The organism is Streptomyces sp. NPDC104226, from assembly GCF_055584085.1.
Window position 1 is genome coordinate 260,021 of record NZ_JBVJMS010000008.1, and the last position, 24,479, is coordinate 284,499.

Genomic DNA, 24,479 nt, shown 5'->3' on the forward strand with positions numbered 1-24,479 from the left:
GCGCGACGTGGCGCAGTCCACAGAGGACCGTGGCGGTTATGGCCGACACGGTGGCGAACGGGCAGGACAATACTTACTGGTTGTCGTGCGGGCGTACGTGAGGCCTCGCGGGCGACCGGGCAGTCGAAGAGGCAACACCGATGGGCGAGGGGTACGCATGACTGACACCGGCCAGGTTCCGGGCGAGGGTCTCCCGGACAGCACGGGCATGGTGGATCAGCAGGGCGTCCCCGCCCCGGTTCCGCCGGTTCCCGCGGCTTCCCCGGCGACCGGGAGCTACGCCTTCCAGGACCTCGTGGACAACCCGGCCGAGCCGGAGGACGAGGAACTGCTGCTGATGCCGAGCAGCCAGGGCGCGTGGAGCGACCCCCAGGTCGTCCCGCCGGTGCCCGCCTTCCCCGAGTTCCCCGAGCCCTCCGCGTACGCGGACGCCCCGTACGCGGACGGCCCCTACGCCGACTTCGCGGGTGCCCCGGAGTACCAGCAGCCCCACCCGGGCGGGCTCCCGGTCCCCGAGGCGCCGCCCGTCTTCGAGCCCGCCGGTTACCCGCAGCAGTCCTTCGACGGGCAGCAGTTCGCGGAGCAGCAGTTCGCGGGGCAGCCGTCCTTCGCCGAAGCCCCCTACGCCGACGCCTCCTACGGCGCCGGTGCGCACGAGGCCGGCGGCCGGGACTCCGGCGCGCTCGACCTCGGCGGCCTCGTGGCCCCGCAGGCCGCGTCCCAGCCCCAGCCCCCGGTGGCGCCCGTCGCCGCGGCCCCGGTGCGGCGGCCGCTGCACATGGGTCCGCCCGTGCCCGAGGCCACCGGCGGAGTCGTACGGTCCCTCGCGGACCGGGGCCCCGCCGCGGCGCCCGTGCAGGCCCCGGTGCACGCGCCGGTCGCGCCCGTTGCCGTACCGGTCGCCTCCGTACCCGCTTCCCCCGAGGTCCCCGAGCCCGTGGCCCCGGCCCTGAGCACCCCGGCGACTCCCATCCCGATGCGCCAGTCCGGGCCGCCCACCACGGGGCCCGAGTACTTCGACTTCACGCAGGCCGGGGCCGAGCACGTGCCGGGCCCGGCGCAGCAGTCGGCCGAGATCCCGGTGCAGGCCGGTACGCCGTGGGCCGCGGAGCCTGCTCCGGGAGACGCGGTGGAGTCCGCGGCCGCGGCCGAGCCCGTGGCCGCCGTCGAGCCCGTGGCCCCGCCCGTCGGCGAGCCCGTCGCCGAGAGCGTCGTGGCGCCCGTCGCCTTCGCGGAGCCCGAGCCGGGCCCCGTGCAGGAGTCCGTACCCGCAGCGGAGCCGGAGCCGGTGCCGGTGGATGCGGCCGTCGCCGAGCCGGTGGTCGTGGAGCCCGCGCCGGAGCCCGTCGCCGAGCCCGCCGTCGCCGAGCCCGCCGCCGTCGAGCCCGAGGCCGTCGCCGTACCGGAGCCCGAGCCCGTCGCGGTTCCCGAGGCCCCGGCCGCCGTCGAGCCCGCGCCCGAGCCGGTCGTGGAGCCGCAGCCCGAGCCGCAGCCCGCAGAAACGGTGGTTCAGGCCGAGGAGGCGGAGCCCCTGCCCGAGCCCGTCGCCGTGGCCGCCGAGCCCGAGCCGGCCGCCGACGCGCAGGCCGACGTACCGCTGGAGCCGGAGGCCGCCGAGGCCGCCGAGGCCGCCGAGGCCCCTGAGGCTCCCGAGGCGGGGATCGAGCCGCAGCCCGAGCCGGAAGCGGAGCCCGAGGCCCCGGTGACCGAGGCGGCCCCCGGATACGCCGACGCCGAGCGCGAGGCCGTCCTGCGCGTCATGCGCGAGCGCCGTGACATCCGCAAGGGCTTCCGCCGGGACCCCATCCCGCACGAGGTGCTGCTGCGCGTCCTGGAGGCGGCCCACACGGCGCCCAGCGTCGGCCACTCCCAGCCGTGGGACTTCGTCGTCATCAAGTCCGCCGAGACCCGCCGGACCATGCACGAGCTCGCGGAGCGCCAGCGCGAGGCCTACGCGAAGTCGCTGCCCAAGGGCCGCGCCAAGCAGTTCAAGGAAATCAAGATCGAGGCCATCCTCGACACGCCGGTGAACATCGTGGTCACCGCCGACCCCACCCGCGGCGGCCGCCACACCCTGGGCCGGCACACCCAGCCGCAGATGGCCCCGTACTCCTCGGCCCTCGCCGTGGAGAACCTCTGGCTCGCCGCGCGCGCCGAGGGGCTGGGCGTCGGCTGGGTCAGCTTCTTCGACGAGCGCGAGATGGTCCGCGAGCTCGGCCTGCCGGAGCACCTGGAGGTCGTCGCGTACCTGTGCATCGGGTACGTGGACGAGTTCCCCGACGAGCCCGAGCTCGCGCAGGCCGGCTGGTCGCAGCGCCGTCCGCTCTCCTGGGTCGTGCACGAGGAGACGTACGGGCGCCGCGCGCTGCCCGGCGAGGAGCCGCACGACCTGCTCTCCGAGACGGTCGCCAGCATCCGCCCGCTCGACGCGAAGGCGCTCGGCGAGGCGTGGGAGCGGCAGAAGCGCATGACCAAGCCCGCCGGGGCCCTGGGCATGCTCGAAATCATCTCGGCCCAGCTGTCCGGCCTCTCGCGGGTCTGCCCGCCGCCGATCCCGGAGCCCGCCGCGGTTGCGATCTTCGCGGGTGACCACGGCGTGCACGCCCAGGGGGTCACCCCGTGGCCCCAGGAGGTCACCACGCAGATGGTGGCCAACTTCCTGGGCGGCGGCGCCGTGTGCAACGCGTTCGCGAACCAGGTGGGCGCCGAGGTCTGCGTGATCGACGTCGGCGTCGCCGGCGACCTGCCCGCGACCCCGGGCCTCCTGCCCCGCAAGGTCCGCCCGGGCACGGCCGACCTGTCGGTCGGGGCGGCGATGACCCGCGAGGAAGCCGTCGCCGCCATCGAGGTCGGCATCGAGACGGCCCGCGACCTGGTCGCGGCGGGCAACAAGGCGCTCCTGACAGGCGAGATGGGCATCGCCAACACCACGGTGTCGGCGGCCCTCATCTCGGTCTTCACCGGGGTCGACCCGTCCGAGGTCACCGGCCGCGGCACGGGCATCAACGACGAGACCCACACCCGCAAGGTCGAGGTCGTGCGCCGCGCGCTGGAACTCCACCAGCCGGACCCGGCGGACCCGATCGGCGTCCTGGCGGCCGTCGGCGGCCTGGAGCACGCGGCGATCGTGGGCCTCCTGCTCGGCGGCGCCTCCCTGCGCACCCCGGTGATCCTGGACGGCGTCAGCGCAGGTGCGGCCGCCCTGGTGGCCCGCGCCATCGCCCCCGAGTCCCTCTCGGCCTGCATCGCCGGCCACCGCAGCGCGGAGCCGGGCCACGTGGCGGCCCTGAACAAGCTCGGCCTGCGTCCGCTGGTCGACCTGGACCTGCGCCTCGGCGAGGGTACGGGGGCGCTGCTGGCGCTGCCGCTGGTGCAGAGCGCGGCCCGCGCGATGCACGAGGTCGCCACCTTCGACTCGGCGGGCGTCACCGAGAAGTAACCCGGACCTGCCGGCGGGCCCGCTCGTACGGGCCCGCCGGCAGGTTGCGGCGGGGTCGGCTCAACGGCGCAATCCGCGGTGCGGGACGCCGTGGGCGCACCGAGTCTGGTCCCATGGCAGACACCACCCCGATCGTGGTCGTCCACGCACCGAACGACCGGGGCCTTCGCACCGTCACCCAGGGCGGTGTGCCCCTCGGCACGGTCTGGTCGCGGCGGGAACTGCGCAGGCTGCTCCGGCGTGCCGAAGGCGCGCCCGGCCCGGACGCCGTCCGCTACGAGGGCCTGGGCGAGGACCAGCGGCCGGACCGGCCCCTGCGCAGGCGGCTGACCGCCGCCCAGGAGCCCGGTGGTGCCAACGTGGAGATCGATGCCGGGATCACCCCCCCTCGACAGCAGGGGACGGCTGGTCGCCCGCCCGGAGCCCGGGGACCGGTACGGATGCGCGACCGAGACGTCCCGGATCTCCCGCGTCCCCGTCGGCTCGCCGGCCTCCCCGCAGGCCCCGCCCGCCCGGGACGACCCGGCCATGACCGGTCCCCGTGACGACGAAGAGGGCTGAACCGGCCGCTCCGGCCGGGACGTCCACCGGCCATTGCGGACCCCGGGGCATGCTTCCGCCCAGGTGGGGCCGTATCTTGGAGCAGCAGTACCGCACTGCACGCACCCACCTCGCCGCTCCAATGCCGCAGCGGCCCACCCCGCCGCCCTCAGGAGCAGCCCCGCCATGGCCGACACCCCCGCGTACCCCGTAGGACTCCGGCTCGCCGGCCGCCGCGTCGTCGTGATCGGCGGTGGGCAGGTCGCCCAGCGCCGGCTGCCCGCGCTCATCGCGGCCGGCGCCGACATCGTCCTGATCTCGCCCTCCGCGACCCCCTCCGTGGACGCCATGGCGGAGACCGGCGAGATCCGCTGGGAGCGCCGCCGTTACGAGGACGGCGACCTGGCCGGCGCCTGGTACGCCCTGGTGGCCACCCGGGACCGCGCCGCCAACGACACCGCCTCCGCCGAGGCGGAGCGCGAGCGGATCTGGTGCGTCCGCGCGGACGACGCCGAGGCCGCGAGCGCCTGGACCCCGGCCACCGGCCGGGTCGAGGGCGTCACCGTCGCCGTGCTGAGCGGCAACGACCCCCGCCGCTCCGCCGCCGTCCGCGACGCGGTCGTCGAGGGGCTGCGGGACGGCTCCCTGACCGCCGCACGCCCGCACACGCCGGGCGTGGCCCTCGTCGGCGGCGGGCCCGGCGACCCGGACCTGATCACGGTCCGCGGCCGCCGCCTCCTCGCCGGGGCCGACGTGGTCATCGCGGACCGGCTCGGCCCCCGTGACCTCCTGGACGAGCTCCCGCCGCACGTCGAGGTCATCGACGCCGCGAAGATCCCGTACGGCCGTTTCATGGCCCAGGAGGCCATCAACGACGCCCTCATCACCCACGCCAAGGCCGGCAAGGCCGTGGTCCGGCTCAAGGGCGGGGACCCGTACGTGTTCGGCCGCGGCATGGAGGAGCTCCAGGCCCTCGCCGAGGCCGGCATCCCCTGCACCGTGGTGCCCGGCATCTCCAGCTCCATCTCGGTGCCCGGCGCGGCCGGCATCCCGGTCACGCACCGGGGCGTGGCCCACGAGTTCACCGTGGTCAGCGGGCACGTCGGCCCCGACGACCCGCGTTCGCTGGTGGACTGGGCCTCGCTGGCCAGGCTCACCGGCACCCTGGTCGTCCTGATGGGCGTCGACAAGATCGGTCTGATCGCCGAGGCGCTGGTGCGTCACGGCCGCTCCGCCGACACCGCCGTCGCCGTCGTCCAGGAGGGCACCACCGCCTCCCAGCGCCGGGTGGACGCCACCCTGGCCACGGTCGGGGAGACGGTCAAGGCCCAGGACGTCAGGCCGCCCGCCGTCATCGTGATCGGTGACGTGGTGAAGGTGCACCGGCCCGACGCCGAGTGACACCCCGCAATCCCGCAACCCCGCAGAGCCGTTGGCACCGCACCCAGGACAAGGCAGTATCACCCTGTGGCTGATCTCATCACCGTCGAGGACCCCGACGACCCGCGCCTGCGCGACTACACGGGCCTGACCGACGTAGAACTCCGGCGCAGGCGCGAGCCCGCGGAAGGTCTCTTCATCGCCGAGGGCGAGAAGGTGATCAGACGCGCCAAGGACGCCGGCTACGAGATGCGCTCGATGCTGCTCTCCGCGAAGTGGGTCGACGTCATGCGCGACGTCATCGACGAGCTCCCGGCCCCGGTCTACGCCGTCAGCCCGGAGCTCGCCGAGCGCGTCACCGGCTACCACGTGCACCGCGGCGCCCTCGCCTCCATGCAGCGCAAGCCGCTGCCCACGGCCGAGGAGCTGCTCGCCACCACCCGGCGCGTGGTCATCATGGAAGCGGTGAACGACCACACCAACATCGGCGCCATCTTCCGCAGCGCGGCCGCGCTCGGCATGGACGCGGTGCTGCTCTCGCCCGACTGCGCGGACCCGCTCTACCGGCGCTCCGTCAAGGTCTCCATGGGCGCGGTGTTCTCCGTCCCGTACGCCCGCCTGGACGCCTGGCCCAAGGGCCTGGACTCGGTCCGCGAGGCCGGCTTCAAGCTGCTCGCCCTCACCCCGCACCAGAAGGCCTCGCCGATCGACGAGGCCGCCCCGCAGTCGCTGGAGCGGGTCGCGCTGATGCTGGGCGCGGAGGGGGACGGCCTGTCGACCCAGGCGCTGGTCGCCGCGGACGAGTGGGTACGGATCCCCATGGCGGCCGGCGTGGACTCGCTGAACGTGGGCGCGGCCGCGGCCGTCGCCTTCTACGCGGTGGCCAGCGGCCGCCCGTAGGGTCCCGGACGCGGCCTACAGCTTCTGGGCCAGGGCGATGCCCAGCGCCACGAGCAACGTCACCACGACGAAGACGATCAGGCGCTGGCGCATCAGCTTGGGGTCCGGCCGGGACGGCCGCCGTCCGGTGCCCGTCGTACGGGGAGCCGGGCGGCCGCCCGTACGCCCGGCGGTGGAGCCGGGGCCCCGCGAGCCGGTGCCCCGGGCCGAGGAGGGCCGCGAGTCCGGACCGCCGCGCGGTCCCTGGCCCTTGGCCTGCGCCTTGCCCTGCCCCGCTCCGGTGCCCGTGCCCGGACGCCCCGGAAGGGGGGTGCCGGCGCTGCGGCGCTCCGTGCGCTGGCCGGCGTACCCTTCGGCGTCCTCCAGGTACCCCTCGGGCAGCCGCCCCGTCGGCCGCTCGGTCCGCGCACGCTGCGCCGGCGGGCGGACGTCGCCCATCCCGTGCGCCTCGCGGGCCGCGATCTCCTTGAGCCGCATCGACAGCTGGAGCGTGGTCGGCCGCTCTTCGGGGTCCTTCGCCAGGCAGGCCCGTACGAGGGGTGCGAGCGCGTCGGGAACACCCTGGAGGTGGGGCTCCTCGTGCACCACCCGGTACAGCATGACCTCGGAACTGCCGTGCCCGAAGGGCGAGTCGGCGGTGGCCGCGTAGGCGAGGGTGGCGCCGAGGGAGAAGACGTCCGTGGCGGGGGTGACGGCGGCGCCGCGCACCTGCTCGGGAGCGAGGAAGCCGGGGGAGCCCACGGCCGTTCCCACGTGCGTGAGGGTACTGGCGCCGGTGGCCCAGGCGATCCCGAAGTCGATGATGCGCGGGCCCTTGGGCGACAGCAGGATGTTCGAGGGCTTGAGGTCGCGGTGGACCACCCCGGCCTCGTGTACGGCGACCAGTCCCTCGGAGAGCGCGGCGCCGATGGCGGCGATGGCCGAAGCCGTCAGGGGGCCTTCCTCGGCCACCTTGTCGTGCAGGGAGGGGCCGGGCACGTACTGCGTGGCGAACCAGGGGCGCTCCGCCTCCAGGTCCGCGGCGACCAGCCGCGCGGTGCACCCGCCGCGGATCCGCCGGGCGGCGGAGACCTCGCGCGCGAAGCGCGAACGGAACTCCTGGTCCTCGGCCAGGTCCGGCCGGATCACCTTGAGCGCGACGCGCTGTCCGCGCCGGTCGGAGCCCAGATAGACGACGCCCATGCCGCCGGCGCCGAGGCGCCGGTGCAGCCTGAACGAGCCGACGACACGCGGGTCCTCGCGCCGGAGCCGCATCATCGCCATGTCCACCCCGCTGACCGGTCGTCCTGTTGACGTGGCACAGCTTACGGACCATCCGGCATGCGCGCTCAGAGGCCGCGCCCTCGCCGGGGGATTCGATTGTCAGTACGGGGCGGTCCACTTGGGGAGTTGCCGGACCACCGGTAGGACGCATGTGCGGAGCGGGGCCGTTCGGCCAAGCCGGGCCGGACGCAAGGGAATTGGGGTCCGGGGCGGGGTAGTGGGGGAGCGGCGGCCGCCGGTCGGAGCGGACCCGTCCGGTTGATCTTGGGAGCGCCTGGTCGGGGGCCTCGTGTGTGCGGTGAGTGACGGAAGTGAGCGAAGTCACTACGCTCCGGTCATCCCCTCCGGGATGACCCTCAGACCGGGGGACGGGTCTCCACCCAGGGGAGTACGCGCGGGGTGGGCTCGTCATCCTCCTGGAGGCCAGGCAATGGGTACGAAGGCATGAGGCCACAAGCCTTTCCCGCACCTAGTGTTGAAGACAAGCGGCGGGTGGAGTCACTCGTCCCCCGAGGTCATGAACCCGCCGCTGCCAAACGACAGGGAGAGGACCATGGCGGACATCGCACGGCAGGGACGCAAGGCATTCGCGTTCAACAGCCATGAGTCCGGTCGTCGCCATCCACTGGTGGCCGCGGCCATGGTGCTCCCCCTGGCCGCCGTCCTGCTCTTCCTCTTCGGAGGCTTCGACCAGGTGGCGGCGCAGGCGTCGTCCGTAAGCGTGATGCTGGGGCGCTGAGCGGCGCCCCGGGCCCAGGAGAGCGGCCTGGGCCGGGACTGTCACCGACCGAACCCCGTGGGGACGGGGGAGCGGTCGACGGACGGCAGGTGAAGGGTGCTGCGCGTACGGCTGGGGAGCCGGACGCGCAGCACCCTTTTTCATGCCCGCTTGTTCATGCCCGCGTACACCCCTTCCTGACGCCCCCCTGCGCGCCGCTCGGCACCGGATTCGCCCCGGTGGCGGCCTGCGGTGCACGGACGGCGGCGCCGCCACTGCCGCCCGGCCCCGTGCTGCGTACCCTCGTCCCGAGGAGCACCCGCCCGGGTGCGGAGCGCGGGGAGAGCCGAGGCGTGGTTCCGCTGGAGCGAGTGAGCGCGGCCGAGCTCGCCGCGTACGCGGGCGCGGTGGAGTACGTGCTCCTCGCGGACCGCGACGACGGCACCGTGGTCCGCTGCGGGGACGTCGTGGCCAAGGCGCACGCGGGCGACAGCGATCCCGACGCCCTGGCGGTACGGATCCGCGTGGCCGGGGACCCCGCGCTGGCCGGGGTCCTGCTGCCCCCGCTGCGCACCGGGCTCGGCTTGGTCGGCTCCCGGCCCGTCTCCCTGTGGCCCTACGGTGCTCCGGTCGCCCCGGACCGCCCCGATGAGGCCCCCTGGGAGCCCGCCGCGGAGCTCCTGGCCGCCCTCCACCGGACCCCGCTCCACCACCTCCCGTACCCGCTCCCCCCGATGCGCGGCCCGGCGAAACTCGCCCGCGCCCTCCACCGCCTCGCCGCGGCGCACCCGCCGGGGGCCCCGGCCGTGGCGGGGCGCGCCGCGCCCGCGCCGGTGCCCGCGGGTGCCGGGGCCGACGGGCCGAGCGGCGTACGGCCGGGGCGCCCGGCCCGGGAACGCCCCTCCGACGACGGCCACGGCTCCGGCGGCGCCCCGCCCCGGGCCGGGGCGGCTGCCGCGCTCGCCGCCGGGTCCTCCTCCGGCCGCGCCGACCGGGCCCGCCGGGCCGTCCTGGCCATTCCCGCCGGGCAGGCGGTCCCGGCCGGGCCGACGGGCCCGGATCCCGACGCCGCGGAGCTGGCGCGGCTCGTACGGGCCGCCGCGGCCACGCTTCCGGGGTGGGCCCGGGGGGAGGGCCCGGCGCCGTCCGGCGGGGCGCTCTGCCACGGGGACCTGCACCTCGGGCAGCTGGTCCGGGGCCCGGCCGGGGGCTGGCGGCTGATCGACGTGGACGACCTGGGACTCGGCACGCCCGCCTGGGACCTCGCCCGGCCCGCGGCCTGGTACGCCGCCGGGCTGCTGGACACCGGGACCTGGCTGCGCTTCCTCGACGCGTACCGCGCCGCGGGCGGCCCGGCGGCCGGTCCACCCGGCAGCGACCCCTGGCCGGAACTCGACCTCGCGGCCCGCGCGCTCACCGTGCAGACGGCCGCGCTGGCCCTCGCCAAGGCCGCCGGCGAGCGGCGCCGACTCGACGACGTGGAGCGGCTGATGGTGGAGGCCTGTGCCCGAATTGCCTCCCTCCCGCCCGACTTGGAGCCGAAGCCTCCGTCGTAGGGTGAGCCTCACGCCACCGGGTACGCATCCGGTGTCGACGCGAACGGCGAGGAGTTGATCCGGTCATGCAGTGTCCGAAGTGTCACGCGATGATGCACACGTACAACCGCAACGGTGTCCAGATCGAGCAGTGCAGCGGCTGCCGGGGGATCTTCCTCGACTACGGCGAGCTGGAGGCGCTGACCCGCCTGGAGTCCCAGTACACCGCCCAGTACGGCCAGGTCCCGCCCCCGGCCGCCCCGCCGGCGCCCGCCCCGGTCGCGTACCCGCAGCAGCACGCGGCCCCCGCGCCCGCCTGGGGTGCCCCGCAGCACGGCGGCTACGGCCACGGCCACGGTCACGGCCACCGCAAGGGCGGCTTCGGCCGGATGCTCTTCTCCTCCTGAGCTCGGACCGCGCACACGCGAAAGCCCCGGCCGTGGGAACGGCCGGGGCTTTCGGACATCTGGTGCGCGATACTGGGATTGAACCAGTGACCTCTTCCGTGTCAGGGAAGCGCTCTCCCGCTGAGCTAATCGCGCGGGACCACGTTCACGGTGCGAGCACCGCAGGTGGCAGGTGTGAAGCATACTGCGTGCGCGATACTGGGATTGAACCAGTGACCTCTTCCGTGTCAGGGAAGCGCTCTCCCGCTGAGCTAATCGCGCGGGGATCCTTGCGGACCAGTGGACGATACTGGGATTGAACCAGTGACCTCTTCCGTGTCAGGGAAGCGCTCTCCCGCTGAGCTAATCGTCCTTGGAGGTGGAGACGGGATTTGAACCCGTGTAGACGGCTTTGCAGGCCGTTGCCTCGCCTCTCGGCCACTCCACCATGGAGCAAGCAGGGGGTCCTCGGGAAGATGATCCCCCACCTCAGAGCGGACGACGAGACTCGAACTCGCGACATCCACCTTGGCAAGGTGGTGCTCTACCAACTGAGCTACGTCCGCAGGTCACCGTGTTCGCTCCGGGGTTTTTCCCCTTCGCTCCCTGGCGACGTGTTGAACTCTAGCGGATTCCCGGGCCAGCTCAAAAACGCGTTTCCGCAGCGTGCTGCCGCCCGATCACCGCCGGTCACCCGGCGGACGCCTCACCGGCGCCCGGGCGTCACCGGTCATAGACTCGCAGCCGTGCACGACCTGCCTCCCCTCGCCCGCTTCGGCGGCCTTCTCGCGACCGACCTCCGAGACGTCACCAGTGATCCTGGTGCCCTCGACTCCACCGGCTTCTGGGCGGTGACGGCCGATTTCGAAGGCCGTCTCGTCTGTGCGCGCTTCGGGGACGTACGCCCCGACCCGGTGCCCGTCCCCGTCCCCGGGGCGTGGCGCGGCCCCGACGCCGACGAGTGGAGTTCCTCCCTCGGCCGCGCCGCGTACACCGCGGGCGTACGCCGCATCCGCGAGCACATCGAGGCGGGGGAGGTCTACCAGGCGAACCTCTGCCGCGTGATGTCCGCGCCGCTCCCCGACCCGGTGGGCGCCGATGTGGACGCCCTGACCGCGCTGCTCGCCCGCGGCAACCCCGCCCCGTACGCAGGAACGATTCGGCTGCCGGCCCACGGCGTCGAGATCGCCACCGCGTCGCCCGAGCTCTACCTGCGCCGCACCGGCCGTCGCGTCGAGTCGGGCCCGATCAAGGGCACCGGCCGCACCGCCGCCGACCTGCTGCCCAAGGACCACGCCGAGAACGTGATGATCGTGGACCTCGTACGCAACGACCTCGGACGGGTCTGCGCCACCGGCTCGGTGACCGTCCCGGAGCTGTGCGCGCTCGAAGAGCACCCGGGCCTCGTCCACCTCGTCTCCACCGTCGCCGGGGAGCTCGCCGAGGGCGCCGGCTGGCCCGAGCTGCTCGCCGCGACCTTCCCGCCCGGCTCCGTCACCGGAGCCCCCAAATCCTCCGCCCTGCGGATCATCGAGGCCCTGGAGACCGCCCCGCGCGGCCCCTACTGCGGAGGCATCGGCTGGGTCGACGCCGACCGGGGTACGGCCGAACTCGCCGTCGGCATCCGGACCTTCTGGATCGACCGCACGGCCCCCGGGGGACCCCGGCTGCTCTTCGGCACCGGTGCCGGGATCACCTGGGGCTCCGACCCCGACCGCGAGTGGGCGGAGACCGAGCTGAAGGCCGCCCGCCTGCTGCGGGTAGCGTCGGGAGCCGTCGAGGCGCACGCGGCCGGTCCCACCGGTGCGGGCGCCGCGGCGGGCCCGACGGAAGTACAGACCGACGAAAGAGGGAGAACCGTACGGTGAGGATCTGGCTCGACGGAACACTGCGGGACGCCGACGAAGCGAAGGTGTCCGTGTTCGACCACGGCCTCACCGTCGGCGACGGGGTCTTCGAGACGCTCAAGGCGGAGCGCGGCGCGACCTTCGCACTCACCCGGCACCTGGAGCGGCTGACCCGCTCGGCCCGGGGGCTCGGACTCCCGGACCCGGACCTGGACGAGGTGCGCCGCGCCTGCGCCGCCGTACTGGAGGCCAATCCGGTCCCGCTCGGCCGGCTCCGCGTCACCTACACCGGGGGCGTCTCCCCGCTCGGCTCCGACCGCGGCGAGGCCGGCCCGACGCTGATCGTCGCGCTGGCCGGGGCCACGCGCCGCCCCGACACCACCGCCGTGGTCACCGTGCCGTGGGTGCGCAACGAGCGCTCCGCCGTGGCGGGCCTGAAGACCACCTCGTACGCCGAGAACGTCGTCGCGCTCGCCGCCGCCCACCGGGCCGGCGCCTCCGAGGCCCTCTTCGCCAATACCGTCGGGCGGCTCTGCGAGGGCACCGGCTCCAACGTGTTCGTCGTCCTCGACGGACAGCTGCACACTCCGCCCGTGGCCTCCGGCTGCCTCGCGGGCATCACCCGCGCGCTCGTCACCGAATGGTGCGGGGCCAAGGAGACCGACCTGCCCTTCGAAGCGCTGGAGCAGGCGGAGGAGGTCTTCCTGACCTCCTCCCTGCGCGACGTCCAGGCCGTCGTACGGATCGACGGGCGCGAGCTGGGCACCGCCCCCGGCCCCGTCACGGCCGAGGCCATGCGGATCTTCGACGCCCGCTCCGCCGAGGACGCCGACCCCCGCTCCTGACCGGGGGCCGGACATATCTGCTGTGCTTCGGGCCGCAGGGCGGGTAGAACTCGACTGATGACCACCACCCTGCGGCCGAGCGGGCCGCTTCAGCAGAGCACCGGCGGGGCGCGCTCGCGCCCGTACGAGATCCGCGTCAACAGCAGGCGCGTCGGCGCCCTGCTGCTCGCCGCGGACACCCCCTTCGGGCCGACGGTCGCCGAGATCCGCGACCTCGCCGTCGAGGAGCCCGACCGGCGGCGCGGCCGTGCCACGGTCGCCGCGCTCGCCGCCGAGGAAGTGCTGCGCGGCTGGGGCTGCCGCCGGATCCGCGTCTCGGTGCCGGCCGGCTCGGAGGGCGGCCTGCGGCTGGCGGGCTCCCTCGGGTACGCCGAGTACAGCCGCAACATGGCCAAGGAGCTCCCGGCCGGGCCGCCCGCCCTGTCCGAGGGGGTGGCCGGGCGCCCGATGACGGAGCCCGAGTTCGAGCGCTGGCACGCGCAGGCCCTGGAGGGCTACGCGCAGGACTGGGTCAGCCGTGGCATGCCGGCCGAGGCCGCACGGGCGAAGTCGGTGAGCGACCACGCGTCCATGCTGCCCCAGGGCCTTGCCTCGCCGGGTGTCAGCTTCTCCGTGCTGGAGGCGGCCGGTGTCCCCGTGGGCACCGTCTGGGTCGCGCCGAACGGCGGGGACTCGTACGTCTACGACGTCGCGGTCGCCGAGGAGCACCGGGGCCGCGGCCACGGCCGGGACCTGATGCTCCTCGCGGAGGGCACCGCCCTCGCCGCCGGCCACCGGGTGCTCGCCCTGCACGTCTTCACGGACAACGTCCCGGCCCTGCGGCTCTACGAGTCCCTCGGCTACCGGACGACGAACTTCAACTACGCCAAGGACCTCGTCTAGGCCGCCGCTTGCGGAGACGGCCTAGGCGGCGCCGAGCAGCCGGTCGGCGATCTCCTCGATGCGCTCGCGCAGGCCCTCCTGGCTCTTGCCGCCGTCGAGGCGCTGCCCGTCGATCACGTACGTCGGGGTTCCGGTCACGCCGATCGCCTTGCCCTCGGCCTGGTCGGCGTCCACGATCAGGATGTGCCGGCCGTCGATCAGGGCGGTGTCGAACTCCTCGGAGTCCAGGCCCAGTTCACGCGCGACCTCGACCAGTACCGATTCGCCGGACTTCGCGAGCTCCGCGGTGCGGGCGAGGACGGCCTCCACGTAGGGCCAGGCCTGCCCCTGCTCGGCGGCCTCCTCCGCGGCCTGCGCGGCGGCGAAGGCGTGCTTGTGCTTCTCCAGCGGGAAGTGGCGCAGCCGGATGTCCAGCCGGTCGCCGTAGCGGGCCCGCAGGGCGCGCACGTCGTCCAGGGCGCTGTGGCAGTCCGGGCACTGAAGTTCGCACCAGACGTCGAGGATCACGGAATCGGTCATGTGGACAGTCTCCCAGTCCGGAGGGATGGGCAGGGACCGGGACCTGGGGAGGAGACGGGACCCGGAGATGTCCCGGAGATCCGCCCGCGGGGGGCTCCGGACGTGGCCAGGGCGAGGGTGGCCGGTGCAGGATGGATGGGGACAGAACGCCCGGCCCGTCGGCCGGGTCCGCCGCGGCCGCTGTGGCCGTCCCGCCCCTGGAGGCCCCGCATGCTCGCCGAGACCATCTGCTCCGCGGTGTCCGCGGCGGGCCTGGGCATCGCCGCGCTGACCGCCTACCGCAAGCGATTCCTCGCGGCCACGAGGATCGCGGCGTACTCGCTGGTACCCGTCGGCCTCGTGATGACGGGCGTCGTGGCGTGGGCCACCGGGATCGTCTTCAAGCCCACCGTCTGGGCCGGCTTCGCCGTGCTGGGGCTGGCCTGGCTCCTCTTCGTGACCACCCGCGCGATAGAACGGCGCGGAGCGGGCGCGGGGGAGGGGAGGCAGAAGCGGCCGAAGGCCGCCAAGGGCCGCCCGGCGCAGGAGGCCGTCGCCCCGGCTGCTTCCGCGCCCTCGCTGGGCGACGGTGCCCGCTCGCGGCCCGCCCCGGCCGCCGCTCCCGCCGAGGACTTCTCCGACATCGAGGCGATCCTGAAGAAGCACGGCATCTGACCCGGCCGCGGGGCGATCCGGGACGGGAACCACCTGATCTGATGGGATCCGGTGAACTCACGTGCTCCGTCTGGCGTGTTGAGGGGCGCGTGCGGGCCCGCTGGGCCATCATCGCCCCGACATGCCCGACACTTCATCGGGTGAGCCCGCCGTTTCCGTGCCGGCCACCGTTCCCGTCGCCGAGGAGCCGCGAGGCTGCCTCTTCGCGCTCTCCCAGCCGCCCTTGATGATCTTCCTAGGCGTGATCGGCGGCTTGCTGCTGCTCGCCGCCGTGCACGATCTCTTCCTGCTCTGAGCCCGGCTCCGTGCCCAGCTCCGACTTGCGCCGGGCCCGGTACGCCGCCACGTGCAGCCGGTTCCCGCAGGTACGGCTGTCGCAGTAGCGCCGGGAGCGGTTGCGGGACAGGTCGACGAAGGCCCGCCGGCAGTCCGGGGCCTCGCAGCGGCGCAGCCGCTCCTGCTCGCCCGAGACCACGATGAAGGCCAGCGCCATGCCGCCGTCGGCCGCCAGGTGGTCGCCCACCGAGGCGCCCGGGGCGAAGTAGTGCACGTGCCAGTCGTAGCCGTCGTGGTTCGTCAGCTGCGGGGTGGTGCCCGCCGTCGCGACCAGCTCGTTGATCAGCACGGAGGCCGCGCGCGCGGTGGGCGCCGCGAAGATCTGGGCGAACTTGCCGCGGACCGTGCGCACGCCGGCGAGGTCGCGGGCGCTGAGCTCGCCGACGTCGCTGATCGCGTACTCGTGGACGAAGCCGCGCAGCGCGTTCACGTCAGCCAGCCCGTCGGGCTGCTCGGTCTCGGCCGAGGTGTTCACCAGCGCGACGACGACGTCGAGCGCGCGACGGGTGTCGTGGGGGATCTGCACGGGGTCTCCCTCAAGGGCCGGGCCTGCGGTGACGGTCTGCTGCCGCCGCTGGTGGCCGACTCTAGCGGGTCACCCGAAAGCGCACCGGCGCCGTCCATGCGGGTGGCTCCCGCATGAACAGCGCCGGTACTTCCGTATGTGGTTGTCCGCCGTGCACCGTCGCCCCGAGTCGGACGGTGTCGTACGGCCCCCGGGCTCAGCCGGGGGAGGGTTCCCTCTGTAGGCCTGGCTCAGGATTCGGCCAGGATGTGGGAGAGCTCCTTGTCGAGGTCGAAGTGCCGGTGTTCGGTCCCGGGTGGGACCGCGGCGTCCGTCCGCTTGAGGAACGACTCCAGTGCTCGGGCGGGTGCTTCGAGCAGTGCTTCTCCCTCCGGTGAGCTCAGGGCGATGCAGACGACCCCCTGACCGTGACTGCGGGACGGCCAGACACGGACGTCGCCGGTACCGGTGGGCCGGTGAAGGCCCTCGGCGAGGAGGTCGCGGGCGAATACCCATTCGACCGTCTCCTCGGCGCCGGTGTGGAAGGTGGCGTGCACGGCGTAGGGGTCGGCCGTGTCATACCGCAGGCCCGCGGGAACAGGCAGTGAGGACTCGCTCGACACAACGAGGCGCAGGTGCAGCTCGCAGCTGACCGTGGTGTTCATAAGCGCCAGGGCCTTTCGCTCAGTGTGCGCTCGGGGATTCGCACGTCGGCGAAATCGACATGCCACCTACGGTGCCGTTGTAAACCCCTCTGACCGTTTTGCGGACCTCTGGGTCCCTCGGACGGCGGATCCAAACGACCATTCACGTGTGCTGGGACCTCCGGTAGATTCGACCCCATGAACACGGGGAGTAACCGCGAGACCAACGAGTCCGCCGCCGGATCCGCAGCCGATTCCGCCGCCGAATCCGCAGAGGGAGCCGCAGCGGAATCCGCCGCCGAGGAGGCGCCGCACGTTTCGAAGGCGCCGGCCTTCATCAAGGCCAACCGGAGCCTGCACCTGAGCTGGCAGGTCGGCGTCTTCGTCGTCGGCCTCGCCGTCATCGGCGCCGGCGTCGCCATGCTGGTCCTGCCCGGACCGGGCTGGGTGGCGATCTTCGCGGGCCTGGCGATCTGGGCCACCGAATTCGCCTGGGCCCACCTCGCCCTGCGCTGGACCAAGCGCAAGGTCAGCGAAGCCGCCCAGAAGGCCCTGGACCCCAAGGTCCGCCGCCGCAACATCATCCTGACCAGCGTCGGGCTCGTGATCGCGGGCGTCCTGATCGGCTTCTACCTGTGGAAGTACGGGCTCGTGCTGCCCTGGAACCTCAAGGACCAGTGAGCCCGCCGGACCATGGCGGAGAGCACCGCTGACATGCGGTAATGTTTGCGGTGCGTCCGGGCGATTAGCTCAGTGGGAGAGCACTTCGTTCACACCGAAGGGGTCACTGGTTCGAACCCAGTATCGCCCACCCGGACCAGAGGCCCGGAGACTTTCACAGTCTCCGGGCCTCTGGCGTTTTCCCCCGTCCGGCCCAAGGCCCGCACCCGTCCGGCCCTGGAGCCCGGGCCGGACGGCGGGACCCGAGACCGGGTCCCGGGGCCGGGCTACTTCAGGCGCCCGATCGCCTCCCGCAGCCGACGGGCGTCGCGCAGCCGCTTCTCGTAGGTGGCCCCCACCGCCAGCAGCAGCACCCCGGCCAGGGCCGGCGGCAGCCAGCGCGGCAGCGCGTCCACGACCTGGACCACGTACGGGGTCAGCTCGTGCAGTGCCACCGCCGTCAGCGTCGCCCCGCCCAGCAACAGCGGCGCGCGGAGCCGGCCGCGGGCACCGGCCAGGGTCACCCCGAGCGCGGCCGTCCCCAGCAGCAGCGGCCGCAGCCAGTGCGGATCGCCCCACACCGCGAGGGTGCTCGGCAGCAGCGTCGCCGCCAGACCCGGCCCGTACGCCGTCCAGGAGCCGGCCAGCGGATCGCGCCGCCGCCGCAGGAATCCCACGGCCAGCGCCGCCGCCGTCACCGGCAGGGTGTACGCCTCGGGCACCGTCACCTCCGAAGCCGCCAGCCGTACCCAGGTCGCCGCGAGGAAGAGCACCCCGGCCGGCCAGCCCGCCGCCGACCGGCGCTCGGGCCGCACCGCCGCCGCCGCGCACACCACCCCGGCCAGCGCCAGGACCAGCGCGAGCACCGGAGCGTCCCCGGTGGCCAGGGCCACCGCGAGGAGGCCCGAGGCGGCCGCCGCGACCTCGGCCGGGACCCGTACGACGCCCAGCCGCGGCCCGAGCGCCGCCACCGCCGCCGGGACCACCAGCACCGGCGGCGCCCACCAGGCCACCGGCCGCTCCAGCAGCGCACCCAGCGCCACCGCGAGCAGCGCCGCGTACCCGACGGCGAGCGCCGCGGCCCCCGCGCGGGCCCACTCCGGAGCGCGCCCGTACGCCGCTCCCGCCGCGCAGGCGGCCCCCAGCAGGCCGAGCACCCCGAAGGTCGCCAGCCGGCCGTCCAGAGCCGCCACGGACACGCTCAGGGCCCCCACCAGCGCACACACGCCCGCGGTGACCCCGACGAGCCCGAGACGGGCGGCGGGCGCGGTCCCGGAGCCCGTGGGGCTGCCGTCGCGGACCGCCGCGGACCACGGGCCCGCGAGGCGGCCGTCGTCGGCGGTCCCGGTCCCGGAGGCCGCCGGGTTGCCGCCGGCCGTCGCGGCGCCCGCCGCGGTCTTCGCGGGGGCGTCGGCGATCGGCGTCACCGCGGAGCGCAGCGCGAGCAGGCCCGCCGCCAGCGTCACCGCGAGCTGCGTCGCGAGGACCGCGCCCGGGGCCGCCTCGAGGACCACGGGGGCCGTGAACAGTGCCGCCCAGCCCAGGGCCACCGCCGCCACCCCCGGCTCCGGCCGCCCCGGGACCACCCGGACCAGCCACCACGCCGCCCCGGCCGTCAGCAGCAGCGACACCGGCGCCGCGAGCCCCGGGCCGTCCGCGGCCGCCGACGCGGGCGTCGTCACCGACCAGACCTCCTCCAGCACCCGCAGCCGGCCCACCAGCACCGTCGCCACCCACGCCACGGAGGCCACCGCCTGCAGGACGGCCACCCCCGCACCGGCCAGGGCGAGGCCGCGGCGGACCGGCTCCGGGAGCGCGGAGACCCGTAGGGCTCCCAGCAGTGGCAGGGCCACCACGAGGTACGCGACCGCCGCCCAGGGCGGGCTCAGCTCGGGCCGGACCAGGCCGCCCAGCGCCGCCACCGCCGCGAGGGCGCCGGCCGCGGCGAAGGCCGCTCGCATCGCGGCAGCCCGCCACGCCACCACCAGCGCGAGCACGGCCACCGCCGCCAGCCGCACCGAAGGCGCCAGTGCCGCGCCCGTCGATTCCGCCGCCGCGGACTCCACCAGCCCCGTCAGCAGCGCGGCCCCGCCCGCCACCGAGCCCGCCGCGCCCGCCCAGCGGGACCAGCGCCCGGGCCGCAGCAGCACGAGCCCCGCGTCCAGCGCCGCCGTCCCCAGCAGGGCCCAGGCCAGGTCCAGCCCCGCCGCCCCGGCGGACAGCGCGGCCAGTGGCAGCGGGAGCTGCGCCGTCAGCAGCGCCGCGGGGACCGGGATCCGCAGCGCCGGCAGGGAGCGCCCGTACCCCGCCCACCCCGCCGCCAGGACCGCGGCGGCACCGGCCGCGTACGCGGTGCCGTCCACCTCCGGCATGCCGACCGCGTACAGCGCGTACGCGTCCAGCACCGTCAGCAGCAGACCGACGGCGCCCACCGCCTCGGCGGTCGAGCGCAGCCCCCGGCGCAGCAGCGCCACCGGCGCGCCCAGCGCCGCCGCCGTGACCACGGCGAGCACCGCGCTGCGCCCGGCGATCCCCAGGGAGCCCCAACTGACCAGCGTGAACGCCAGCGCCGCGACGGCCAGCAGCACCGCGCCCAGGACCAGCAGCACGTTCTGCGCGCCGGGCGCCGAGGCCTCCGCTCCCTGCCCGGGCACCGGCGGCCTGGCCGGCGCACCCCACGCGTGGGGTGCCTGGGCGCCCAGCAGCCACGCACGGCGACTCAGCAGGAAGTGGCGCCGGGCGTCGAGTTGGATCAGTTCGCGGTCGATGAGCACGAGCTCCTCGGCCGGCGGCAGGGGGTTGGTCATGGTTCGGAGTGTGGCGCCCGTCACCCCGTCAGGACATGGGTGCGCGTACTCATCTCCGGGTGAGTTCCGGCTGAGTACGGGGTACGGGAACCCGCCGCGCGCAAGACTGGAGGCATGGACCGAAGCAGCCGCATCGGCAGCCCCGGAGGCAGTGCCGCCCCCGCCAACCACGCCGACCGGTGGACCCGTTACCGCTTCCGCAGCGTCTGGGACCTCGACGCCGCACCCGCCCGCGTCTACGCCGCCCTGGAACACCCCGAGTCCTACCCCCTGTGGTGGCCCCAGATCCGCGCCGTCGCCCCCGCCGTCGACGGGACCGGCGGCACCGCCTTCATCCGCTCCGCCCTCCCGTACACCCTGCGCGTGAGCGCGGCCGAGCTCCTGCGGGACCCCGTGCGCGGAATCCTGGAGGTCGCCCTGCTCGGTGACCTGGAGGGCTGGGCCCGCTGGACCGTGCGGTCGCGGCCCGGCGGCACGCGGGCCCTGTACGAGCAGGAGGTCGAGGTGCGCCGCCCCCTGATGCGCCTCCTCGCCTTCCCCGGGCGTCCGGTGTTCCGGCTCAACCACACCCTGATGATGCGGGCCGGGAGACGCGGGCTCGCCGCCCATCTGGCGGCCCGGCCCGAAGCGGTTTGAACCAGCCCCGAGCCTTCTGTATTGTTCACACCGTTCCCGGGCGATTAGCTCAGCGGGAGAGCACTTCGTTCACACCGAAGGGGTCACTGGTTCGATCCCAGTATCGCCCACCGGGACAGGCCGGTCCGTCTTATGACTGACCGGCCTTCCGCATGTACGGGCCCCTCAGCGCGCCGGGACCCTTCGTGTGGCGGGCACCCCCGCACCGCGGGAAGCCCCCGCTCACGCCGCCGCGGGCAGCTCCGGCCGCAGCGGCCAGTGCGGATCCACCGGCTCCGGTGTGCCCTGCCGGGCGAACCACGCCTGGAGTCCCCGCGCCTGCGCCGCGTGCCACACCTGCTGGAGCGTGTGCAGCTCCGCCGGCGTCAGCCGCTCCAGCCGGCCCGCGAACCTGCGCCCCACGGCCCGTACGAGCTCCAGGGAAGCCAGCGCGTCCGCGCCCGCGTCATGGGCCCCCTCCAGCTCTATCCCGTAGTGCGCGCACAGATCCGTCAGGGTCCGGCGCCCCTTGCGGTAGCGGTCCAGATGCTTGTCCAGCACCCGCGGATCCAGCACCGTCAGCGGCCGGTTGTCCAGGTACCGGGCCAGCGAGGACGCCCGGTGGCGGCGCAACTCCCGGTCCAGCAGCGTCAGATCGAACGGCGCGTTCATCACCACCACCGGCCTCCCCGCCATCTGCTGCTCCCCGAGCGCGCGGGCTATCTCCTCCACCACCGGCGCGGGCCACCGCCCGTTGCGCTGGAGGTGCTCATCGGTCAGACCGTGCACTTCCGTGGCCCCCGGGGGTACCGGGATGCCGGGATTGACCAGCCAGCGCGTCGAGCGGACCCGGCCGCCCGCGCACTCCTGCACGATGAGCGCGGCGGACACGATCCGGTCCTGTTCCACGTCCACCCCGGTCGTCTCCGTGTCGAATGCGGCCAGCGGGCCCTCGTACCAGCGTGTCATGGCGAACTCCTCGTCACCCGTCGGCAGATGGCCCCCGCCCGGACACCGCGCCCCAGGCCCGCCACCCTGCCCGAAACGGTGATACCCGGGCTCTTTGCCCCGTACGCCGTTTGCGGGACGCCGACTGCGGAGACAACTCAACTGGGGGACCGCACACATGACCGGTCGTCAACCCCGACACCCTGACACGGACCTGATGCGGCCCCGTGCGGCCGCTCGAACATCGGGGACAGCCCGGAAGGCATGGGGAGCCTGCCATGGCGCTCGCGCAGCCCGAACCGGGCGGGGTGCTCGCGGGGCAGATCGATCCGCGGACCGACCCGCGGAGCGGACCGCTGCGCGGCACACTCGCCACCACCGCCTGCATGGAAACCCTTCAGGTGGGATACCTGCACGCCGTCGCCGCCGCGGCCGGATGCTCGCTGTCCCAGCCCTTTCCCGACAACGGCATCGACTGGCACGTCAGCCACGGCGCCCCCGAGCACGTCATCGACGACGAGGTGACCATCAAGGTCCAGCTCAAGGCGACCTACCAGATACCGCCCAGACCGGCCGGGCCCACCTTCGGCTTCACCCTCGACAACGAGCACCTGGTGAAGCTGGCCCGCACCCCGGTCGCCGTGCACAAGATCCTCGTCGTGATGCTCGTCCCGCGGGAACGCGACCAATGGCTGAGCGCCGGCCACGACCGGCTCGACCTGCGGCACTGCTGCTACTGGACCAATCTCGCCGGGCACCCCGTGACCGGCCGGCGCCGGACCACCGTACGGATCCCGACCACGCGGATCTTCGACGACCGGGCGCTCTGCGAGATCATGACCCGGGTCGGGTCGGGAGGGACACCTTGATGAACTGGCAGTCACCGCACCTGGAGCCGCTCTCCGCACCGGAGTTCGCCGCGGGAGCCCCCGATCCCGCGCAGGTCGATCCGGTCGTGCTCGGCGCCCTGCTGCACCGGCACGGCTGGCTGCGCCGCGGCGGCGCGGCCGGGCGGTACGGGCGCTGGACGCCGCCCGCCCCGTACGCCGCGGGCAGCGGCGGCACCAGCCTCCTCGTCCCCGAGAGCCGGGCCTTCCCCGACTGCGCCGACCTGCTCGAAGAGGCGCTCACCGCGCTCGCGCGCAGCGCCCTGCCGTCGGCGCGCGAGGTGCTGTACGGGCTCAGCGTGCCGAGCGACGAGATCCGCTGGGAACGCGAGATCCCGCGAGGGGCGTACGGACTCCAGGGCGAGGCCGACTGGACCGTCCAGGAGCAGCTCCGCTCGGCCGCCCGCCAGCTGCTCCTCGCCGGGGCACTGGCCGACCGGGCACGGGCCGGGTACTACGGAGCCCGGCACCGCGGCCAGGCGGAGCGGGCCCTGGACGGCGTCCTGGTCGGGCCGGCTCCGGGCGGCCGGCGGCTGACCGCGTACGTCCCCGTCGACGGGGGACGGGGGACGGTGATCCGGCTCCACCACGCGCTGCACGCCGCCCGCGAGGCCGTGGACTACCAGCGGGCCACCGGCGGCATGGAAGCCTTCGACGCCGCGGTCGAGGCCGGGGTCAGCCGGGAGCTCGCCGAAGCCCTCATCTCGCTGGTCCACGGCTCGGAGGGGGCCCGGGTGGCCCTGGCATGGGCCCCGGCGGCGGGGGTCCCGGCGGGGTGCGCGGCCCGCCCGGAGCCCGTGGAGTTCTCGCCCGGCGACCTCCCGGTGCTCCGGGAGGCGGCCGCGCGGTACACGCGGGACGAACCCGCCGTGCCCGTCAGGGTGGCGGGAGCGGTGGTCCGGATGCGGAGGTCCGCCCCGGGCGGCGGGGGCACGGTCCGGCTGCGGGTCCTGGCCGGGGCGGAGATCCCGTACGTCCGGGTCGTGCTCGACGAGGAGTCGTACCGGGTGGCGGGCCACGCGCACCTGGTCGGACTGCCGATCCGGGTCAGCGGGAGCCTGCAGCGCCGGGGCGGGTTCCGCCGGCTCACGGGCGCCGCGGACGTGCGGCCGGTGCCGCTGGACGAGGTCGAACGGGACCGGCTGATGAAGTCCCTGGACGAGTCCCTCGACGCCGGGGACGTGCTGCCGTCGGACGAGTAGGACGTGCGGGGCGGTGACACGGCCTAGGCCGTCTCTTTCGGATCTTGTCGGCCGAGTCCGCGGTGTCCGGTGCCGTGCCTGGGCGTGCTGTCGGGGCGCTCGCGTACTGGGCGTACTCGGTCGCCTCGGCAGTGCGGCCAGGCGCGGTGCCGGGCGTCGCGGGCCCGGCAAGATCCGAAAGAGACGGCCTAGACGTGCAGCTCCGGGGGGAAGCCGGTCCAGCGCAGCTCGGCCGGCAGGTGCCGCATGTCGTTGGAGACGAGGACGGAGGCCGGCCGGCCGGGCGCGTACCGGATGACCGTGAGCGCGGCGTTGGCGTGGTTGAGGCCGAGCCAGCGCCAGTGCGGTGCGTCCATGGCGTCCCGGACGAGCCAGGCGACCAGGAAGTTGTGGGTGACGACCAGCTCGTGCCGGTCCCGCTCGCCGTCCACCGGCCCGGTGAACAGATCGAGCGCCCGCCGGGCCAGTACGGGTCCCTGCTCCCGTTCCTCCTCGGAGGCGCCGGCGAGGAAACGGAGGAAGAGGTCCGCGGATTCCGCCGGGAGCTCCTCCTTCGGCGGCACGTAGGGGACGTAGTCGCCGGCCGCGTCCGACACGTGCAGGGGGACGTCCTCCAGCTGCTCGCCGATCAGACGTGCGGTCTGCTCCGCCCGGGGCAGCGGACCGTGGTGCACGGCCGCGAGGGGGACCTCGCGCAGGCGGCGGCCGAGCAGCACGGCCTGCCGGCGGCCGGCCTCCGTCAGCCCGCCCTCCTCCGACGCCGCCTCGCCGTGCCGCACCAGATAGAGGTAACGGGTAGCCGTACCGGTCATCACATGCTCCTCCACGCCCATCAATGATCTTGTACGGCCAGGGACGCCGCCGCCCCCGTCGGCGGTTCCCACCGGCCCGGCGGTAACCGTTTAGCGGCGCGGCCCATCCGCTCGGTACGATTCAGGCGCGCAGTGTTCGCTCGCGCACCCCCTGA

At 74.6% G+C, this 24,479-nt stretch carries 22 protein-coding genes and 7 tRNA genes; 17 read left to right on the forward strand and 12 right to left on the reverse strand.

What is annotated here, in order from left to right:
- Positions 1 to 157: 157 nt before the first annotated feature.
- The 4 genes from cobT to ACZ60J_RS25525 all read left to right on the forward strand — a co-directional run bounded on the left by cobT (position 158) and on the right by ACZ60J_RS25525 (position 6,259).
- Complete coding sequence (cobT, locus tag ACZ60J_RS25510) at positions 158 to 3,439, forward strand: nicotinate-nucleotide--dimethylbenzimidazole phosphoribosyltransferase (protein WP_469685246.1); 3,282 nt, start codon at positions 158 to 160, stop codon at positions 3,437 to 3,439.
- Between the two features lie 113 nt (positions 3,440 to 3,552).
- Positions 3,553 to 3,984: a hypothetical protein gene (locus tag ACZ60J_RS25515; protein ID WP_469685248.1), complete on the forward strand. Its 432-nt coding sequence runs from the start codon at positions 3,553 to 3,555 to the stop codon at positions 3,982 to 3,984.
- Positions 3,985 to 4,165: 181 nt separating this feature from the next.
- Entirely contained in the window at positions 4,166 to 5,380 is a 1,215-nt protein-coding gene (gene cobA, locus ACZ60J_RS25520; RefSeq protein ID WP_469685249.1) for a uroporphyrinogen-III C-methyltransferase, read from the forward strand.
- Between the two features lie 66 nt (positions 5,381 to 5,446).
- Positions 5,447 to 6,259: a TrmH family RNA methyltransferase gene (locus ACZ60J_RS25525; protein WP_469685250.1), complete on the forward strand. Its 813-nt coding sequence runs from the start codon at positions 5,447 to 5,449 to the stop codon at positions 6,257 to 6,259.
- A gap of 15 nt (positions 6,260 to 6,274) precedes the next feature.
- On the opposite strand, the gene ACZ60J_RS25530 is transcribed toward ACZ60J_RS25525, so the two are convergent.
- Positions 6,275 to 7,522, reverse strand: coding sequence for a serine/threonine-protein kinase (locus tag ACZ60J_RS25530; RefSeq protein WP_469685251.1), 1,248 nt, complete (start codon positions 7,520 to 7,522; stop codon positions 6,275 to 6,277).
- 553 nt (positions 7,523 to 8,075) lie between these two features.
- Here ACZ60J_RS25530 and ACZ60J_RS25535 point away from each other — a divergent pair.
- The 3 genes from ACZ60J_RS25535 to ACZ60J_RS25545 all read left to right on the forward strand — a co-directional run bounded on the left by ACZ60J_RS25535 (position 8,076) and on the right by ACZ60J_RS25545 (position 10,182).
- Positions 8,076 to 8,261: a hypothetical protein gene (locus ACZ60J_RS25535; RefSeq protein WP_382757518.1), complete on the forward strand. Its 186-nt coding sequence runs from the start codon at positions 8,076 to 8,078 to the stop codon at positions 8,259 to 8,261.
- Positions 8,262 to 8,611: 350 nt separating this feature from the next.
- Positions 8,612 to 9,796, forward strand: coding sequence for a phosphotransferase family protein (locus ACZ60J_RS25540; protein WP_469685253.1), 1,185 nt, complete (start codon positions 8,612 to 8,614; stop codon positions 9,794 to 9,796).
- A 65-nt stretch (positions 9,797 to 9,861) separates the two neighbouring features.
- A complete protein-coding gene (locus ACZ60J_RS25545; RefSeq protein ID WP_382974478.1) occupies positions 9,862 to 10,182 on the forward strand; it encodes a TFIIB-type zinc ribbon-containing protein in 321 nt (106 codons plus the stop codon).
- Between the two features lie 60 nt (positions 10,183 to 10,242).
- Here the strand turns inward: ACZ60J_RS25545 and ACZ60J_RS25550 are convergent.
- From ACZ60J_RS25550 to ACZ60J_RS25570, 5 genes are all read right to left on the reverse strand, one after another.
- A tRNA-Val gene (locus ACZ60J_RS25550) sits at positions 10,243 to 10,317 on the reverse strand.
- A 54-nt stretch (positions 10,318 to 10,371) separates the two neighbouring features.
- A tRNA-Val gene (locus ACZ60J_RS25555) sits at positions 10,372 to 10,443 on the reverse strand.
- A gap of 19 nt (positions 10,444 to 10,462) precedes the next feature.
- Positions 10,463 to 10,534, reverse strand: a tRNA-Val gene (locus ACZ60J_RS25560).
- Position 10,535: 1 nt separating this feature from the next.
- Positions 10,536 to 10,609: transfer RNA gene (locus ACZ60J_RS25565), tRNA-Cys, on the reverse strand.
- A 45-nt stretch (positions 10,610 to 10,654) separates the two neighbouring features.
- Positions 10,655 to 10,727: transfer RNA gene (locus ACZ60J_RS25570), tRNA-Gly, on the reverse strand.
- 180 nt (positions 10,728 to 10,907) lie between these two features.
- Between ACZ60J_RS25570 and ACZ60J_RS25575 the strand changes: the two genes are divergently transcribed.
- The 3 genes from ACZ60J_RS25575 to ACZ60J_RS25585 are packed head-to-tail and all read left to right on the forward strand — an operon-like array spanning position 10,908 to position 13,735.
- Entirely contained in the window at positions 10,908 to 12,029 is a 1,122-nt protein-coding gene (locus ACZ60J_RS25575; protein ID WP_469685255.1) for a chorismate-binding protein, read from the forward strand.
- On the forward strand, positions 12,026 to 12,853 hold the full coding sequence (locus ACZ60J_RS25580) for an aminotransferase class IV (RefSeq protein ID WP_469685256.1): 828 nt from the start codon (positions 12,026 to 12,028) through the stop codon (positions 12,851 to 12,853). The genes ACZ60J_RS25575 and ACZ60J_RS25580 overlap by 4 nt, the downstream gene beginning before the upstream one ends.
- A 57-nt stretch (positions 12,854 to 12,910) precedes the next feature.
- Positions 12,911 to 13,735 (forward strand): GNAT family N-acetyltransferase, encoded by an 825-nt coding sequence (locus tag ACZ60J_RS25585; protein ID WP_469685258.1) that lies wholly within the window; start codon positions 12,911 to 12,913, stop codon positions 13,733 to 13,735.
- A 21-nt stretch (positions 13,736 to 13,756) separates the two neighbouring features.
- Here ACZ60J_RS25585 and ACZ60J_RS25590 read toward each other — a convergent pair whose 3' ends face one another.
- Positions 13,757 to 14,254 carry a DsbA family protein gene (locus ACZ60J_RS25590; protein ID WP_469685260.1) on the reverse strand — a complete coding sequence of 166 codons (498 nt, stop codon included), beginning with the start codon at positions 14,252 to 14,254 and terminating at the stop codon, positions 13,757 to 13,759.
- Positions 14,255 to 14,464: 210 nt separating this feature from the next.
- Here ACZ60J_RS25590 and ACZ60J_RS25595 point away from each other — a divergent pair, with 210 nt between their 5' ends.
- Positions 14,465 to 14,908, forward strand: a complete 444-nt coding sequence (locus ACZ60J_RS25595) for a hypothetical protein (protein WP_469685262.1) — start codon at positions 14,465 to 14,467, stop codon at positions 14,906 to 14,908.
- Positions 14,909 to 15,143: 235 nt separating this feature from the next.
- On the opposite strand, the gene ACZ60J_RS25600 is transcribed toward ACZ60J_RS25595, so the two are convergent.
- Positions 15,144 to 15,770 (reverse strand): CGNR zinc finger domain-containing protein, encoded by a 627-nt coding sequence (locus ACZ60J_RS25600; RefSeq protein ID WP_469685264.1) that lies wholly within the window; start codon positions 15,768 to 15,770, stop codon positions 15,144 to 15,146.
- Positions 15,771 to 16,000: 230 nt separating this feature from the next.
- Positions 16,001 to 16,414: an SsgA family sporulation/cell division regulator gene (locus ACZ60J_RS25605; RefSeq protein WP_030011909.1), complete on the reverse strand. Its 414-nt coding sequence runs from the start codon at positions 16,412 to 16,414 to the stop codon at positions 16,001 to 16,003.
- A gap of 177 nt (positions 16,415 to 16,591) precedes the next feature.
- Here ACZ60J_RS25605 and ACZ60J_RS25610 point away from each other — a divergent pair, with 177 nt between their 5' ends.
- Both ACZ60J_RS25610 and ACZ60J_RS25615 read left to right on the forward strand, forming a co-directional pair.
- Positions 16,592 to 17,074 carry a TIGR02611 family protein gene (locus ACZ60J_RS25610; protein WP_469685266.1) on the forward strand — a complete coding sequence of 161 codons (483 nt, stop codon included), beginning with the start codon at positions 16,592 to 16,594 and terminating at the stop codon, positions 17,072 to 17,074.
- A gap of 58 nt (positions 17,075 to 17,132) precedes the next feature.
- Positions 17,133 to 17,204: transfer RNA gene (locus tag ACZ60J_RS25615), tRNA-Val, on the forward strand.
- Positions 17,205 to 17,340: 136 nt separating this feature from the next.
- Here the strand turns inward: ACZ60J_RS25615 and ACZ60J_RS25620 are convergent.
- Positions 17,341 to 19,860: an SCO7613 C-terminal domain-containing membrane protein gene (locus tag ACZ60J_RS25620; RefSeq protein ID WP_469685268.1), complete on the reverse strand. Its 2,520-nt coding sequence runs from the start codon at positions 19,858 to 19,860 to the stop codon at positions 17,341 to 17,343.
- Between the two features lie 114 nt (positions 19,861 to 19,974).
- Here ACZ60J_RS25620 and ACZ60J_RS25625 point away from each other — a divergent pair, with 114 nt between their 5' ends.
- Together ACZ60J_RS25625 and ACZ60J_RS25630 are read left to right on the forward strand one after the other, a co-directional pair.
- Positions 19,975 to 20,496: an SRPBCC family protein gene (locus ACZ60J_RS25625; RefSeq protein ID WP_469685270.1), complete on the forward strand. Its 522-nt coding sequence runs from the start codon at positions 19,975 to 19,977 to the stop codon at positions 20,494 to 20,496.
- 38 nt (positions 20,497 to 20,534) lie between these two features.
- Positions 20,535 to 20,606: transfer RNA gene (locus tag ACZ60J_RS25630), tRNA-Val, on the forward strand.
- Between the two features lie 112 nt (positions 20,607 to 20,718).
- Here the strand turns inward: ACZ60J_RS25630 and ACZ60J_RS25635 are convergent.
- Entirely contained in the window at positions 20,719 to 21,444 is a 726-nt protein-coding gene (locus tag ACZ60J_RS25635) for an exonuclease domain-containing protein (protein ID WP_469685272.1), read from the reverse strand.
- A 257-nt stretch (positions 21,445 to 21,701) separates the two neighbouring features.
- Here ACZ60J_RS25635 and ACZ60J_RS25640 point away from each other — a divergent pair, with 257 nt between their 5' ends.
- Both ACZ60J_RS25640 and ACZ60J_RS25645 read left to right on the forward strand, forming a co-directional pair.
- A complete protein-coding gene (locus ACZ60J_RS25640) occupies positions 21,702 to 22,292 on the forward strand; it encodes a DUF4365 domain-containing protein (protein ID WP_469685274.1) in 591 nt (196 codons plus the stop codon).
- Positions 22,292 to 23,512 (forward strand): hypothetical protein, encoded by a 1,221-nt coding sequence (locus ACZ60J_RS25645; RefSeq protein WP_469685276.1) that lies wholly within the window; start codon positions 22,292 to 22,294, stop codon positions 23,510 to 23,512. The genes ACZ60J_RS25640 and ACZ60J_RS25645 overlap by 1 nt, the downstream gene beginning before the upstream one ends.
- Positions 23,513 to 23,700: 188 nt before the next feature.
- Here the strand turns inward: ACZ60J_RS25645 and ACZ60J_RS25650 are convergent, their stop codons facing one another.
- Positions 23,701 to 24,324 (reverse strand): histidine phosphatase family protein, encoded by a 624-nt coding sequence (locus ACZ60J_RS25650; protein WP_469685278.1) that lies wholly within the window; start codon positions 24,322 to 24,324, stop codon positions 23,701 to 23,703.
- Between the last annotated feature and the right edge of the window lie 155 nt (positions 24,325 to 24,479).